This is a genomic window from Tritonibacter sp. AK171, assembly GCF_030127025.1.
Taxonomy (GTDB): domain Bacteria; phylum Pseudomonadota; class Alphaproteobacteria; order Rhodobacterales; family Rhodobacteraceae; genus Epibacterium; species Epibacterium mobile.
Genome location: NZ_CP126134.1, coordinates 878228 through 891354, shown reverse-complemented (window position 1 = coordinate 891354; position 13127 = coordinate 878228). Strand labels below are relative to the sequence as shown.

Here is a 13127-nt window from a genome sequence, read left to right as displayed (position 1 = left end):
AAAACCACGCTTCCCGTTGGGCCAAGCGCCGCGCGCCCGAAGGGCGCGCGGCGCGGGTCGCTTTGGGCAAAGCCCAAAGCGAAATCTCTCAAACCCGACAGTCGCATGGTAATCCCCCGTTTTTGCGGGGGCTGTCGTAAATTTACGCGGCCACCTGCAGTTTCAGGCAAATGATCACAGGCCAATCGTCAGAGAGGAGCCGAAAACGCCCGGCGCGCCTCAGCCGCCAGCGGGCGACAATAGCAGCCCTCTGCGTGATCGTTGACCAGCCCCATCGCCTGCATAAAGGCAAAACAGGTGGTTGGCCCGACAAATTTCCAGCCCCGTTTTTTCAAGTCCTTCGACAGCGCGACTGACTCTGGGCAGGTGGAAACGGTCTGCGGCTCTGGGGGTGTCTTGACCTCGTAGCGCCAGAAGAATGCGGCCAGAGATCCCTCGCTGGCCTCCATCTCGACCGCGCGCGCGGCATTATTGATGACCGCCTCGATCTTGCCGCGATGACGGATGATGCCCGCGTCCTGCAACAATGCGGCGACTTTCTCCGGGCCATACCCCGCCATCCTGTGATAGTCGAAGCCGTCGAAGGCCGCGCGAAAGTTCTCGCGTTTCGACAGGATGGTGCGCCAACTGAGGCCGGACTGGAAACTCTCCAGACAGATCTTCTCAAACAGCCGCCGGTCGTCCCCCACCGGGAAGCCCCACTCCGCATCGTGGTAGGCATCAAACTCCGGTGCCGTGGCCGACCATGCACAGCGCTGCCGGCCATCCGTGCTCGTGACAACACGGCTCATCCGGCCACCTTCAGGAACCCGAGCCGCGCATCGGTGCGCGCGGGCGTAAATCCGGTGATCTCAGCCGTGACAATGCCCTCCCGCACAAAAGGGTCTGCCGCCACCCGCGCCTCTAGGGCGTCGCGATCTTCGTCGTAAGCAAGGATCGCGCCCCCTGCGCCATCGTCCAAAGAGCCCGCCGCAAGGAAAACCCCATCGGAAAACCCCTGTGCCAGCCATGCTTTATGCGCCTCCATGGCCTCTCCGGCGCGGGTCTTCTCTTTGGTGAATTTTAAAAAGATCACAAACAAAGCGACCCTCCCTCTTGTTCTGAATAATCTGTGGGTTGCGCCGCGATTTGCTGTGCCACCCAATCCGTCATCTGCGCAACCTCCGCCTCGATCAGCGCCTCGTCGCCAAAGGCCTGCGCCAGCGCCGCGACGCCCTGACTGCGGCCCATCAGATGCGTGGCGAGCGCCTTGGCGTCGCGCTCTACACCGGCGCTGCGAAATTGCACCGCGAGCCAATCTATGAAGAGCGTGAACAGCTCCGCCGCGCGTGCTTGTGCGATGTGTTCAAGCTTTGAAAGCTCGCTTACCAAGGTGCCCACCGGGCAGCCCCATGACATGATCTTGGCGCGGTTGCGGATCAGGATGCGGATGAAACAGGTGATGCGCGCCAGCGGCGTGTCGCCCTCGGCCTCCCACGCGGCCAGCATCGCGGCTGTACGCGACAGGCGCAGGTCGATCACCGCATTCAGGATCTCGTCCTTGGTCTTGAAATGATAGTAGAAATTGCCGCGCGACAGCCCGAGGGGCGCGGCAATATCGGCCAGCGAGGTGGCCTCATACCCACGCTCATAAAACAGCACATCGGCCTGTTCGACGATCCGCTCTCTCGTACTGGCCATCGCCACTTCAACCTCGACTGAGACATAACACAGGAGCGAATATGACGATTAGGTCATCTGTCCTAATGCCTAGTTAGGACAATCGACCTAATCCGGCAAGCCCTTTTCAGCCACCCTCAGCATTTGACGTAACAAGGCACGCTCTTTTGGGGCCTCCTGCCCGGACCAGAGCATTGAGAGCAACAGCTTGGCGATGGCCCATCTTAGCTGCTCCTGCGCGCCACATCCCGCCACACGCCCCCAAGTGATCGCGCGGTGCCGGATCACCTGCGCATCCGCTGCAAACGCGCGACACCCGCGCGGATGGCGAAACGCATTGGCCAGTTCATACGCCCGCGGCCCCGCCAATCCCTTGGCATCAAAAGCCCGCAGCCCCTGCGCAGTGTGAATGATGTTATCGTGATGCAGATCACCGTGCAGGGCGACACTCTCAACCGCGCCGCGCTGCATCTTATCCAGACAGGCCCACGCGATGCTTTGCGCCTCACGCGCCTCAGGGGCGGTAAAACAGGCATCCCGCAACGGCGCCATGATTTCGGCCACCGACAGCAGCCCGTCTGCGCAAACCTCTGCTGCAAACAAATGTGCTGCCACGTCGGTCAACCCGCGATCTGCGGTCTCCGGGGCCTGTCTGCGCGCCAGTTCCCCAAGCGATGGCCCCTGAAGCCACTCCATCACCACTGCATCTGTTGACCGCGCAAACACCCGCACGGCCCCGGCGCGCTCGACACGCTCCAGATAGGCTAGGCCGCTGGTTTCATTTCCCATATGCCCGGCGGGATAGTATTTCAGCGCCGCTTGCGTGTCAGTTTTCTGCCTCACCCGCCAGACCTTGGCGCGCGTGGTTTCAGTGACCAGTTCCGGTGCACTCAGTCCAAAGCGGCGCAACAGGTCTGTGGGGGGCAGGCTCATCCGCGCCGTTTCGCAAAGAAATCCCTCAATAGCGCCTCTGACTGTAATGCGGAAAACCCGTCATAAACCTCAGGCACATGGTGCGCTTGCGGATGGTCGAACACGCAGGCCCCGTGGGCCACGCCGCCGGATTTCGGATCAGACGCGCCGTAGTACACCCGCGCGACACGGGCGGCGGCAATGGCAGCGGCACACATGGCGCAGGGCTCCAGCGACACATAGAGATCATGCCCCGTCAGCCGCTCACTGCCCAGTGCCGCGCAGCCCGCGCGGATCACCAGCACCTCGGCATGGGCGGTGGGATCGTTGAGTTCACGCGTTCGATTGCCTGCCCGCGCCACCACCTCGCCTGAGGGGTTGACCAGCACCGCACCCACCGGCACCTCACCGCGCCCAGCGGCGGCCTGCGCCTCTTCCAGCGCCTCTGCCATGAAGGATCGAAACTCCATGTGTGCATGCCCCTTTCCGTCGTCGTACCGTCCGCACTAACAGCCGCGCACCCCGGCAATGGATGCTTTCGCCGCCCTCGCGAATAGGCTATGGCAGCGCCATGAGCAAGAAAACCCCATCCTCCCCCTCCGCGCATCGCGCAGCCAAAGGCGCCCGGCCACAGGCGAAACCCTCAGCGAAGCCGCGCGGTTCCAAAGCCCCGCAGGCAAGCGCAACAGGGGACGCGCGGCCCTCTGCGGAGGGCGACCGCATTGCCAAGGTGCTCTCGCGCGCCGGTGTGGCCTCGCGCCGTGAGGCGGAGCGGATGATTGCCGAGGGCCGCGTTGCGGTCAACGGCGCAGTGATCGACAGCCCGGCGCTAAATGTGACCGGCAGTGATCGCATCGTGGTGGATGGCAATCCCCTGCCCGAGGCCGAGGCCCCGCGCCTGTGGCTCTATTACAAACCCACCGGTCTGGTGACGACCAATTCGGACGAAAAAGGCCGCAGGACGATCTTTGACGAATTGCCCGAGGATCTGCCGCGGGTGATGACGGTCGGGCGGCTCGACCTCAATTCCGAAGGTCTGCTGCTGTTGACCAACGATGGCGGCGTCAAACGCCAGTTGGAGCTGCCCTCCACCGGCTGGCTGCGCCGCTACCGGGTGCGCATCAATGGCCGACCGCAGGACCATGAATTCGACGTGCTGCGCAAAGGCGTGGTGATCGACGGCGAACGCTTCCAGCCGATGACCGTGAACCTTGATCGTCAGCAGGGTGCCAATGCATGGCTCACCATCGGGCTGCGCGAAGGCAAGAACCGCGAAATTCGCCGCGCCATGGAAGAGGTCGGCTACCCGGTGAACCGCTTGCTGCGGATCTCTTACGGGCCTTTCCAGCTTGGCACGCTGAAGGAAGGCGAGGTCGAAGAGCTGCGCCCCCGCGTGGTGCGCGACCAGCTGGGTCTGGCCGCGCCCGAAGGCGACGGCGAAGCCAAGAAAAAGCCCACCCGCCCCGGACGTGGGCCGCGCAATCCCGGTGGAGCCCCCGGCGCAAAACCGGCTGGCAAAGGCGGCAGCGCGCCAAAGGGCCGCCCCATCGGCAAAGGAGCTGGCAAGGGATCGGGAAAGCCGTTTGAGGGCAAAACCTTCTCTGGCAAAGCTTCTGCGGGTAAATCCAGCGCTGGCAAACCGTCTGGTGGCAAACCCTCCGGCACCAAGAGCTTTGGCTCAAAACCCGCAAGCGGCGCGGGCGCGCGCAAAACCGGTGGGCCTTCTGGCGGCAAATCAGCCCCCGGAGCACGGCGTTTTGGCAAAAAACCGCAAGACTGAGCCCCCCGGAGCGGACTTCCCCCTAGCAGGAGCGCCTGCAATCCCCTAGGTTTCAATATGTTGGGGAAATGTTGGGGGCCAAAACGGTGCAAACCATCGCCTATGTTGCGTTGCTGATCCTGATGCTGGGCATCGGGACCGGTTGGATCGTCGGGGTCTGACGTATGGCACAACGGTTTGGCGGCAAGTTCAGCCCTTCAGCTCAGCAATCCACCCGCCCCGATGGGCGCCCCACAGGCAATTCCCGCATGATGGCCAGCGCACGGGTCAATCCCGTCGGCCTACGTGCGAACCTGATGTTCGTGCCTGCGGCGATACTCATGCTGTTTTCACTGGGTGCTGGCGCCTCTGGTCTGGTCCTCGGACTGATTGGCGCAGGCCTATGGGCCGCAGCCGCTGTGATGCTGCGCGAAGGGCTTAAGGCGCAAGCTGCCTATGAGGCGCGTAAAGTCGCGCGCCGCCCCGCCTTGCCCCGCAAGATCCTTGCCGGTCTATTGTGCGGCCTCGGCGGCGCGGTGGGCGCATGGTCCAGCGAGCCGGGCGTGATTACCGCCGCGCTTTATGGTGTGGCTTGCCTTGGGCTGCATCTGGCCGCCTTCGGCATCGATCCCCTCAGCGACAAGGGTGTCGAAGGCATTGACGAATTTCAAAGCTCCCGCGTGGCGCGTGTGGTGGATGAGGCCGAAACCCATCTGGCGGCGATGAAAGACGCGGTGTTGCGCGCCAAGGATCGTCAGGTGGAGCTGCGCGTGGACCAGTTTCAGGCGGTGGCGCGCGATCTTTGCCGCACCGTCGAAGAAGACCCGCGCGATCTGACCGCCGCGCGCAAATATCTGACCGTCTATCTGCTTGGTGCGCGGGACGCGACGGTCAAGTTTGCCGATATCTTTGCCCGCAGTGGCAATGTTGAGGCGCGCGCGGACTACCTCGCGCTGCTCGACGATCTGGAACAGAATTTCGCCGCCCGGAATGAAAAACTCCTGCTGGAGGACCGGGGCGATCTGAATATTGAAATTGATGTGTTGCGCGCCCGATTGGAGCGCGAAGGCGTCCAACTGGACCGCCCCTCTTAACCTGACAGGAAAGGCCTGGCCCATGTCTGAGACCATTCAGAAAAAAGCAGTGGAAGCTGAAACTCTGGTGAAGGAAGTGACGGATGTCACCCTGCCCGAGCCCAAAGGCGAGCTTGCCACGCTTGAGGCTGCAGACCCCGAGACCTCTACCGCGATCCGTCGCCGCATCGACGAGATCGACATGGGCGACACCAATTCGATCATCTCCTTCGGCTCTGCCGCGCAGGGCGAATTGCAACAGATCTCTCAGGCAATGCTCACGGATGTGCGCAACAAGGATGTGGGCCCTGCCGGTGATTCCTTGCGCGATATCGTCACCACCATCCGCGGCTTTTCGGTGTCGGAACTGGACGTGCGCCGCAAGCCGACCTTCTGGGAGCGCCTCTTGGGTCGCGCCGCGCCCTTTGCAAAGTTCACCGCCAAATATGAGACCGTGCAGGGCCAGATCGACAAGATCACCGACAGCCTCCTGGCGCATGAGCACACGCTGCTGAAAGACATCAAATCGCTTGATGTTCTCTATGAGAAGACGCTGGATTTCTACGACGAGCTTGCCCTCTATATCGCGGCCGGTGAAGCCAAGCTTGCCGAGTTGGACGCCACCGAGATCCCCGCGCTGGAGGCCGCAGTTCAGGCTGCACCAGAGGATGATCAGGTCATCAAAGCGCAAGAGCTGCGCGATCTGCGCGCAGCCCGTGACGATCTGGAACGCCGCGTACATGACCTGAAACTCACCCGTCAGGTGACCATGCAGTCCCTGCCCTCCATTCGTCTGGTGCAGGAAAACGACAAATCGCTGGTCACCAAGATCAACTCCACACTCGTCAACACCGTGCCGCTCTGGGAAACCCAGCTGGCGCAGGCGGTGACCATCCAACGCTCTGCCGAAGCCGCAAATGCGGTACGCGATGCCAACAACCTCACCAATGAGTTGCTGACCGCCAATGCCGCCAACCTGCGCGAGAGCAACAAGGTCATCCGCGAGGAAATGGAGCGCGGCGTCTTTGATATCGAGGCGGTCAAAAAGGCCAATGCCGACCTGATCGGCACCATCGAGGAAAGCCTGCAAATCGCCGACGAGGGCAAACGCAAGCGCGCCGAAGCAGAAACCGAGCTGAAAAAGATGGAAACCGAGCTGCGCGACACATTGGCGGCAGCCAAGGCCCGCAAGGACGGGGTCGGCGACAATGCTGGCACCGCCGTGCCCAAGTGAGCCTGACCGCGTGAACTCTCGCGACAATAACCGAAACGGAGCGCGGCCACTGGGCGCGCTCCTTGCCTTGAGCGCCGCTCTGGCGCTTGGCGGCTGTCTTGCGCTTGCGCCCGGTCCCAAGGATACGCCACGCCCGACCCCGCGCCCGGTCAAGCCGGTCTATACCCCATCGGTGGAGGCGCAGACGCTCACCAAATACTATGCCGATCTGGAACAGGACCTGCTCACGCGCGGGCTCTTGCGTACGGATGGCGGCGGGCCTGAAACGCCCTATGATGCCGAAGATCTGGCGGAACGCTTTGAAACCCTTGCCTTTTACGATGAATACGCCAGCGCCACCGATGGCGGTGCCGGGGGCATGGGACGCTGGGAACAGCCCGTACGGCTGGTGCCGATCTTTGGGCCCTCGGTGACCAAAGCGCAGGCCGAGAAGGACCGCGCCACCCTCACCGCCTATGCCGCACGACTGGCCCGGATCACCGGGCATCCGGTCACGGTCGGCACCAGCGGCAACTTCACCGTGCTCTTTGCCGGGGTGGATGATGCGGATTTTGTCGAGGATAAAGTCCGCCGCCTGCTGCCCAATCTCTCAGATAGCGATGTGGCGCTTTTTGCGACACCACCACGCAAGTTCTATTGCCTCGTTTTTGCAGGCGGGCCTCAGCGCGATCCGCTCAACTACAGTCGCGGCGTGGCCCTGATCCGCGCGGAACAGCCGGATCTGATGCGCGAGAGCTGTATCCATGAGGAAATCGCCCAAGGCCTTGGCCTGCGCAACGACAGCCCCAAGGCGCGGCCTTCGATCTTTAACGACGATGATGAATTTGCCCGCCTCACCAGCCATGATGAGAAGCTCTTGCAGATCCTCTATGATCGCCGTCTGCGCGTTGGTATGAGCGCGCCCGAAGCAAAACCCATCGTTGAACGTATCGCCCAAGAGGTGATGGGAGATCTGTCCCTCTGACTGCCAATCCGCGTTCGAGCGCGCGGCCTCATCCTTGTGGTATCTCGTTCACATGATCAGGCACGTGATAGCCGCGTTGGACAGCGGGCCGCGCCGCAATGCGCTGGTACCATTTACGCACATGCGGGTAGTCGCGCAGATCAATCTCTTGCCACTCATATCGTGACACCCACGGCCAACAGGCAATGTCGGCGATAGTGTATTCGCCGATGATATAGTCGCGCCCCTCTAGGCGACGATCCAGCACCCCGTAAAGGCGGCGCGCCTCTTCGCCATATCGCTCTTCGGCGTAGGCGGAGACACCGCGATTGTATTTCAGAAAATGATGCGCCTGCCCCAGCATCGGGCCAAACCCCGCCATCTGCCACATCAACCATTCATAAATCTCGATGCGGTTTTCGCGCGGCAGAAACTGGCCGTATTTTTCCGCCAGATAAATCAGGATCGCCCCGGATTCCATCAAGGTCACGCCCGTTTCATTGTCGCGAATTGCCGGGACCTTGTTGTTGGGGCTGATGGTGAGAAACTCCGCCTCCAGCTGCTCCCCCTTGGTAATATCCACCGCGTGCACATTATAAGGAACATTGAGCTCCTCCAGCAGGATCGAAACCTTGCGCCCATTGGGCGTATTCCAAGTGTAGAGGTCGATCATCGGATTCTCCGCTCTGGTCCTTCTGCGACGCAGAATGACGCGGGACAACGGCCCGCGTCAATCAAGTCTTTGGAAAATATTGGAATATTCAACTTTGAAGCGCGTAGGCTTCAGCTTTTTCCCTTGCTCTCACCCTCGGCCCGCACCGCCGAGAGCGACTGGTTCGGGGTCAATGCTTCGGGGTCGACCACGATTTCGATCATATAGCCGCCCTTGGCGCTGCGCGCACGTTCCAGTGCGGCCGGGAAGTCATCGGTTTTCAACACCCGCTCGCCCGTGATCCCAAATGAGGCCGCGTAGGCCACAAAATCCGGGTTCACCAGTTTGGTGGCCATGACCTTGCCGGGATGGTGGCGTTCCTGATGCATACGGATGGTGCCATACATGCCGTTGTTCACCACCACATAGATGACCTCCGCCCCGTGCTGAACAGCCGTCGCCAGCTCTTGCGAGGTCATCATGAAACAGCCATCCCCGGCCATCGCCACCACGGTGCAGTCCGGGTGCTCCAGCTTGGCCGCGACCGCCGCAGGAACCCCGTAACCCATCGAGCCGCTGGTGGGCGCAAGCTGGGTGCGATAGGCGCGGTGCTGGTGGAAACGGTGCAGCCAGACCGTGTAGTTCCCGGCCCCATTGGTGTAGATCGTATCCTCCGGCAGGGTCTCGCTCATGTGGCGCACCACATGGCCCATGTTCACGTCTCCCGGCACCTCGGTCGGGGTCTGGAATGCAAGGTAGTCGGCGCGCTGTGCCTGCACCCAATCGGACCAGACATATGGTCCATCCGGCACGGTGATTGCATCGGCGGCATCAAAGAACAGCTCTGGGTCGGACTGGATCGCCAGATCGGGCTGATAGACCTGCCCCAGCTCTTCTGCTCCGGGATGAACATGCACGAATGTCATCTGTGGATGCGGGATGTCGATCAGCTCATACCCTTGGGTTGTCATCTCGCCAAGGCGCGGGCCAACCGTGATCAACAGATCAACCTCTTCGCGCAACCGCTTGCGAAGATTGGGAATTGGCGCAATGCCTACGGGGCCGACGTAGTTGTCATGCCCATTGTTCACATAGTCCTGACTGCGAAAAGACGTGGTCACCGGCAGACCCAGCCGTTCTGCAAAAGCCAGTGCTTTTTGCGCACAGCTCTCACTCCAGCTGGGACCGCCCACCATCAGCATCGGGCGTTCGGCGCGGGCAATCATCGCCTGCAGCGTCTCGATATCCTGTGCCGCCGGTGCAGGGCGTGCAGGCGGTGTCACCCTGAGGTCAGCCACCGCGACCTCATCGGTCAGCATGTCCTCAGGCAGCGCCAAGACCACCGGACCGGGGCGACCTGACAGCGCCGCTTTCCACGCGCGCGCCATATATTCGGGGATACGGGCAGCATCGTCGATCTGCGCCACCCATTTGGCCATCTGGCCAAACATGCGGCGATAATCAATCTCCTGAAAGGCCTCGCGATCCACCATCTCGCGCCCGACCTGCCCGATTAGAAGGATCATCGGGGTAGAATCCTGAAATGCGGTATGCACGCCGTTCGATGCATTGGTGGCCCCCGGTCCGCGCGTCACGGCGCAAATCCCGGGCTTGCCGGTCATCTTACCGTAGGCATCGGCCATGTTCGAGGCACCGGATTCGTGGCGGCACGTCACCACTTTGATGGTCTCTTGGTGGGCATGGAGCCCGTCCAGCAACTCCAGATAACTCTCTCCGGGGACGCAATAAATCGTATCAGCCCCGAGGATCTGCAGCTGGTCTGCAAGAATTCTGCCACCGCTGCGAAGCGGGGCTGCGTTGGGCTGTGCTTTGTCGCTGGACATCTGTTCGTTTTCCTCTCCTGAACGCCGCGATCATAACTATTTAATAAGTTAATCCCAGACCTCTCGCCGGTGATTTCGCCACATTTACGGCGTCCCTGTCATTTTGACGAAATCTCTAATTTATGATCGTCAAAGCTGGGTTTTTGTTCTGTGGAAAACGGACTGATGTGTTGTGGATAACCTCGCATTTTCGCTATTTTGGCAGAGCGTTATGCCGATCACCCTCTGTGGAGAACAGCTTTCGTCACTTCGCCATCGCGACCGTCTCTTGTTTGGATGGGGGTGCACGGAGCCAACAGGTGACCTGACGCAGAAAACACGCCAGATCCGAGAAACGTTTCGGTTCTGGCTAAAAGATCAAATTTATCTAAAATTTGAAACTAATTTAATGATGATAGGGCGCGCAGCCTAAATAATGTCCGAATAGGAAAACCAGTTATTACGCTTCAGCGACCGAATTCGCAGCATAAAATGCAGAGCGACCGCCCTCAATGAAGGCGACCGCACGATCAGACGTCATGAAAGCTCAGAGTTCGCGCAGGTACTGCATGACCGCTGGCCGCACCGTCTGATCACCGCGATGGCGCGCATCAGAGATGATCTTGCGCAGCTCGCCCAGATCCACCCGCATCAGCAGCGATTTAACCGGACCGATGGATGCCGGGCGCATCGACAGGGTACGGATGCCCATGGCTGCAAGACACACCGCTTCAATCGGACGCCCCGCATCCTCGCCGCAGAAACTGAGCGGGGTGCCAGAGATATCGCAGCGCTCCACGATGCGCTCGATAAAGCTCAGGAAGCTCACATTCAGCGTATCGTAGCGTTTGCGCACGCGCTCGTTTTCACGATCCGCCGCAAAGAAGAATTGCTTAAGATCGTTGCCCCCGATTGACAGAAAATCCACCTCTTCAAAGAACTTGAGCGGCGCAAAGCCAAGCGAGGGTGTTTCCAGCATCGCGCCAATTTCCAGCGACGAGGGCAGAACATGGCCCAACCGACGTTCTCGTTCGATGGTCTTGGCAACCTCTTCGCGCGCAAGGCGGTATTCCTCGAATTGCGCCACAAATGGGAACATGACCGTCAAAGGCCCGCCATTCGCCGCCCGGATCAACGCCTGCAACTGCATGCGCATCACACCAGGCTTATCCAGACCCACCCGGATCGCGCGCCAGCCGAGTGCCGGGTTCGGCTCATCGGTGGGCTTCATGTAGGGCAGAACTTTATCAGAGCCGATATCAAGCGTGCGGAAGATCACCCGCTTACCGCCTGCGGCCTCGAGAACGCGCTGATAGAGGCTCACCAGTTCTGAGCGTTTCGGCATCTGGTTGCGCACGAGGAATTGCAGCTCGGTGCGAAACAGGCCCACGCCTTCAGCGCCAGAGTTATTCAGCGATGGCAAATCGGCCATCAGACCTGCGTTCATCAGCAGGTTAATTCTTTGTCCGTCGGTGGTTATGGCAGGCTTCTCACGTATGGAGGTATAGCGCTCCTGCGCTTGTGCCTGCATGGCGATCTTGTCGCGAAAGGCGCTGACGACGGGATCATCGGGGCGCAAATGCACCACGCCATTGTCCCCATCGACCAGCACATGATCGCCGTTCAGACCCTCTGTCGTGATGCGCGCCGCGCGCACCACCAGCGGAATCGCCAGCGCCCGTGCCACAATCGCCGCATGAGAGCCTACAGAGCCTTCCTCAAGGACGATCCCCTTGAGCTTGCGGCCATATTCCAGCAATTCCGCCGGGCCGATATTGCGGGCCACCAGAATGGGGTTTTCCGGCAACTCGGCGCCAGTGTCCTTGCCCTGCCCTGTCAGAATGCGCAGCAAGCGGTTCGAGAGATCATCCAGATCGCTCAGGCGTTCGCGCAAATAGGCGTCCTGTACCTGCGCCATACGGCCACGGGCGAGGGATTGCTCTTTTTCCACCGCAGCCTCAGCGCTGAGGCCACGCGCAATGTCTTCTTCCATGCGCCGCATCCAGCCCTTGGAATTGGCAAACATCCGATAGGTTTCAAGAACCTGCGCCTGCTCCTTATCTCCGCTGGAGGACACCTGTAGCATCTTGTCGACGCCGACACGCAGCTCATCCACCGCCTCTTGCAGGCGCTCCAGCTCGCGGTGGGGATCATCGGCAATCGGGTTGGTGACCACCACGCGGGGTTCATGCAGCCAGATGTTGCCCTCAGCCGCCCCTTCCTGCGCGGTAATCCCCTTCAATAGTACGGACTGCTGGTGCAGCGGCGACATCGCCGAGCCCTCACCCACAAACGCACCAAGTTCGGTCATCTCGGCAATGACCATGGCCACCACCTCAAGCGCGTAGACCGCATCTGCAGAATATTCCCGGCTCTCCTTGGACTGCACCACCAGAACGCCCATCATCTCGCCCAGACGCTGGACCGGGATACCAAGGAAGGAGGAGAACCGCTCCTCTCCGGTCTCGGGCATATAGCGAAAGCCGCGCGCGCTGGGGGCGTCGGGGGTGTTGATGACCTTGCCGGTGCGCGCCACGCGCCCCACCAGCCCCTCGCCCACACGCATACGGGTCTGGTGAACGGATTCGCGGTTCAGACCTTCAGTGGCGCAGAGTTCCAGTGTTTCTTCGTCGCGAAACAGATAGATGGAGCACACTTCAGTGCCCATGCTGTCGGCAATCAGCTGAGTGATCTTATCAAGGCGGGCCTGCCCTGCATCATCTCCTGCCATGGCCTCGCGCAGACGACCCAGAAGCTTTCTGCTTTCGGATTCCGTGTTCTCAACCATGTTGGCCCTTTCTCGGGTTATTCATTTGACGCCACGGATGCCCTGTTACCCACCCGTCCGAGTCCGGCGTTCTGAATAGCAGATGACGCTTATGCGCATCAACTCTCTTCACACCAAACACGGCGTCACAGGCAATGTGTCGGCTGGCCGGGGCGCTGGCAAGAGGTTTTCCAGCAAATACCGCTGCGTGCAGAGCCGGTGCCCGTCGTATTTGCATCTCTCAAACGCTGCGGCCTCTCTAGCTGCAGTGCAGCAAATAGAGACAATGAACTCAATGAATTAGA

12 protein-coding genes are annotated in these 13127 nt (G+C 60.9%); 4 read left to right on the top strand and 8 right to left on the bottom strand.

Annotation, left to right across the window (positions count from 1 at the left end; translation table 11 throughout):
- Nucleotides 1–188 precede the first annotated feature (188 nt).
- From QNI81_RS04245 to QNI81_RS04225, 5 genes are all read right to left on the bottom strand, one after another.
- A complete protein-coding gene (locus tag QNI81_RS04245) occupies nt 189–791 on the bottom strand; it encodes a DNA-3-methyladenine glycosylase I (RefSeq protein WP_283967470.1) in 603 nt (200 codons plus the stop codon).
- The gene (locus tag QNI81_RS04240; RefSeq protein ID WP_283967860.1) at nt 788–1075 is read right to left on the bottom strand and encodes a YciI family protein; all 288 of its coding nucleotides are present in this window, start codon (nt 1073–1075) and stop codon (nt 788–790) included. Before QNI81_RS04240 ends, QNI81_RS04245 begins: the two co-directional genes overlap by 4 nt.
- The gene (locus QNI81_RS04235) at nt 1072–1680 is read right to left on the bottom strand and encodes a TetR/AcrR family transcriptional regulator (protein ID WP_283967469.1); all 609 of its coding nucleotides are present in this window, start codon (nt 1678–1680) and stop codon (nt 1072–1074) included. Before QNI81_RS04235 ends, QNI81_RS04240 begins: the two co-directional genes overlap by 4 nt.
- 87 nt (nt 1681–1767) lie before the next feature.
- Nucleotides 1768–2592 carry an aminoglycoside phosphotransferase family protein gene (locus QNI81_RS04230; protein ID WP_283967468.1) on the bottom strand — a complete coding sequence of 275 codons (825 nt, stop codon included), beginning with the start codon at nt 2590–2592 and terminating at the stop codon, nt 1768–1770.
- Nucleotides 2589–3041, bottom strand: coding sequence for a nucleoside deaminase (locus QNI81_RS04225; RefSeq protein ID WP_283967467.1), 453 nt, complete (start codon nt 3039–3041; stop codon nt 2589–2591). Before QNI81_RS04225 ends, QNI81_RS04230 begins: the two co-directional genes overlap by 4 nt.
- A 101-nt stretch (nt 3042–3142) precedes the next feature.
- On the opposite strand from QNI81_RS04225, the gene QNI81_RS04220 reads away from it, so the two are divergent.
- The 4 genes from QNI81_RS04220 to QNI81_RS04205 all read left to right on the top strand — a co-directional run bounded on the left by QNI81_RS04220 (nt 3143) and on the right by QNI81_RS04205 (nt 7601).
- Nucleotides 3143–4351: a pseudouridine synthase gene (locus QNI81_RS04220; RefSeq protein ID WP_283967466.1), complete on the top strand. Its 1209-nt coding sequence runs from the start codon at nt 3143–3145 to the stop codon at nt 4349–4351.
- Between the two features lie 164 nt (nt 4352–4515).
- Complete coding sequence (locus tag QNI81_RS04215) at nt 4516–5424, top strand: 5-bromo-4-chloroindolyl phosphate hydrolysis family protein (protein ID WP_065322633.1); 909 nt, start codon at nt 4516–4518, stop codon at nt 5422–5424.
- A gap of 22 nt (nt 5425–5446) precedes the next feature.
- Nucleotides 5447–6637, top strand: a complete 1191-nt coding sequence (locus tag QNI81_RS04210; RefSeq protein ID WP_005652065.1) for a toxic anion resistance protein — start codon at nt 5447–5449, stop codon at nt 6635–6637.
- Entirely contained in the window at nt 6612–7601 is a 990-nt protein-coding gene (locus tag QNI81_RS04205; RefSeq protein WP_283967465.1) for a DUF2927 domain-containing protein, read from the top strand. The genes QNI81_RS04210 and QNI81_RS04205 overlap by 26 nt, the downstream gene beginning before the upstream one ends.
- Nucleotides 7602–7629: 28 nt before the next feature.
- Here QNI81_RS04205 and QNI81_RS04200 read toward each other — a convergent pair whose 3' ends face one another.
- The 3 genes from QNI81_RS04200 to ptsP form a co-directional block, all read right to left on the bottom strand.
- Complete coding sequence (locus tag QNI81_RS04200) at nt 7630–8253, bottom strand: glutathione S-transferase family protein (protein ID WP_283967464.1); 624 nt, start codon at nt 8251–8253, stop codon at nt 7630–7632.
- A 110-nt stretch (nt 8254–8363) separates the two neighbouring features.
- Nucleotides 8364–10076, bottom strand: coding sequence for a thiamine pyrophosphate-binding protein (locus QNI81_RS04195; protein WP_283967463.1), 1713 nt, complete (start codon nt 10074–10076; stop codon nt 8364–8366).
- A 526-nt stretch (nt 10077–10602) separates the two neighbouring features.
- The gene (ptsP, locus tag QNI81_RS04190; protein WP_065322636.1) at nt 10603–12843 is read right to left on the bottom strand and encodes a phosphoenolpyruvate--protein phosphotransferase; all 2241 of its coding nucleotides are present in this window, start codon (nt 12841–12843) and stop codon (nt 10603–10605) included.
- Nucleotides 12844–13127 lie beyond the last annotated feature (284 nt).

Bases quoted from the DNA above. Each gene is read 5' to 3' on its own strand.
- QNI81_RS04205 (WP_283967465.1), top strand. From the start codon at position 6,612: ATGCTGGCACCGCCGTGCCCAAGTGAGCCTGACCGCGTGAACTCTCGC.
- QNI81_RS04210 (WP_005652065.1), top strand. From the start codon at position 5,447: ATGTCTGAGACCATTCAGAAAAAAGCAGTGGAAGCTGAAACTCTGGTG.
- QNI81_RS04195 (WP_283967463.1), bottom strand. From the start codon at position 10,076: ATGTCCAGCGACAAAGCACAGCCCAACGCAGCCCCGCTTCGCAGCGGT.
- QNI81_RS04200 (WP_283967464.1), bottom strand. From the start codon at position 8,253: ATGATCGACCTCTACACTTGGAATACGCCCAATGGGCGCAAGGTTTCG.
- ptsP (WP_065322636.1), bottom strand. From the start codon at position 12,843: ATGGTTGAGAACACGGAATCCGAAAGCAGAAAGCTTCTGGGTCGTCTG.
- QNI81_RS04245 (WP_283967470.1), bottom strand. From the start codon at position 791: ATGAGCCGTGTTGTCACGAGCACGGATGGCCGGCAGCGCTGTGCATGG.
- QNI81_RS04220 (WP_283967466.1), top strand. From the start codon at position 3,143: ATGAGCAAGAAAACCCCATCCTCCCCCTCCGCGCATCGCGCAGCCAAA.
- QNI81_RS04225 (WP_283967467.1), bottom strand. From the start codon at position 3,041: ATGGAGTTTCGATCCTTCATGGCAGAGGCGCTGGAAGAGGCGCAGGCC.
- QNI81_RS04215 (WP_065322633.1), top strand. From the start codon at position 4,516: ATGGCACAACGGTTTGGCGGCAAGTTCAGCCCTTCAGCTCAGCAATCC.
- QNI81_RS04235 (WP_283967469.1), bottom strand. From the start codon at position 1,680: ATGGCCAGTACGAGAGAGCGGATCGTCGAACAGGCCGATGTGCTGTTT.
- QNI81_RS04230 (WP_283967468.1), bottom strand. From the start codon at position 2,592: ATGAGCCTGCCCCCCACAGACCTGTTGCGCCGCTTTGGACTGAGTGCA.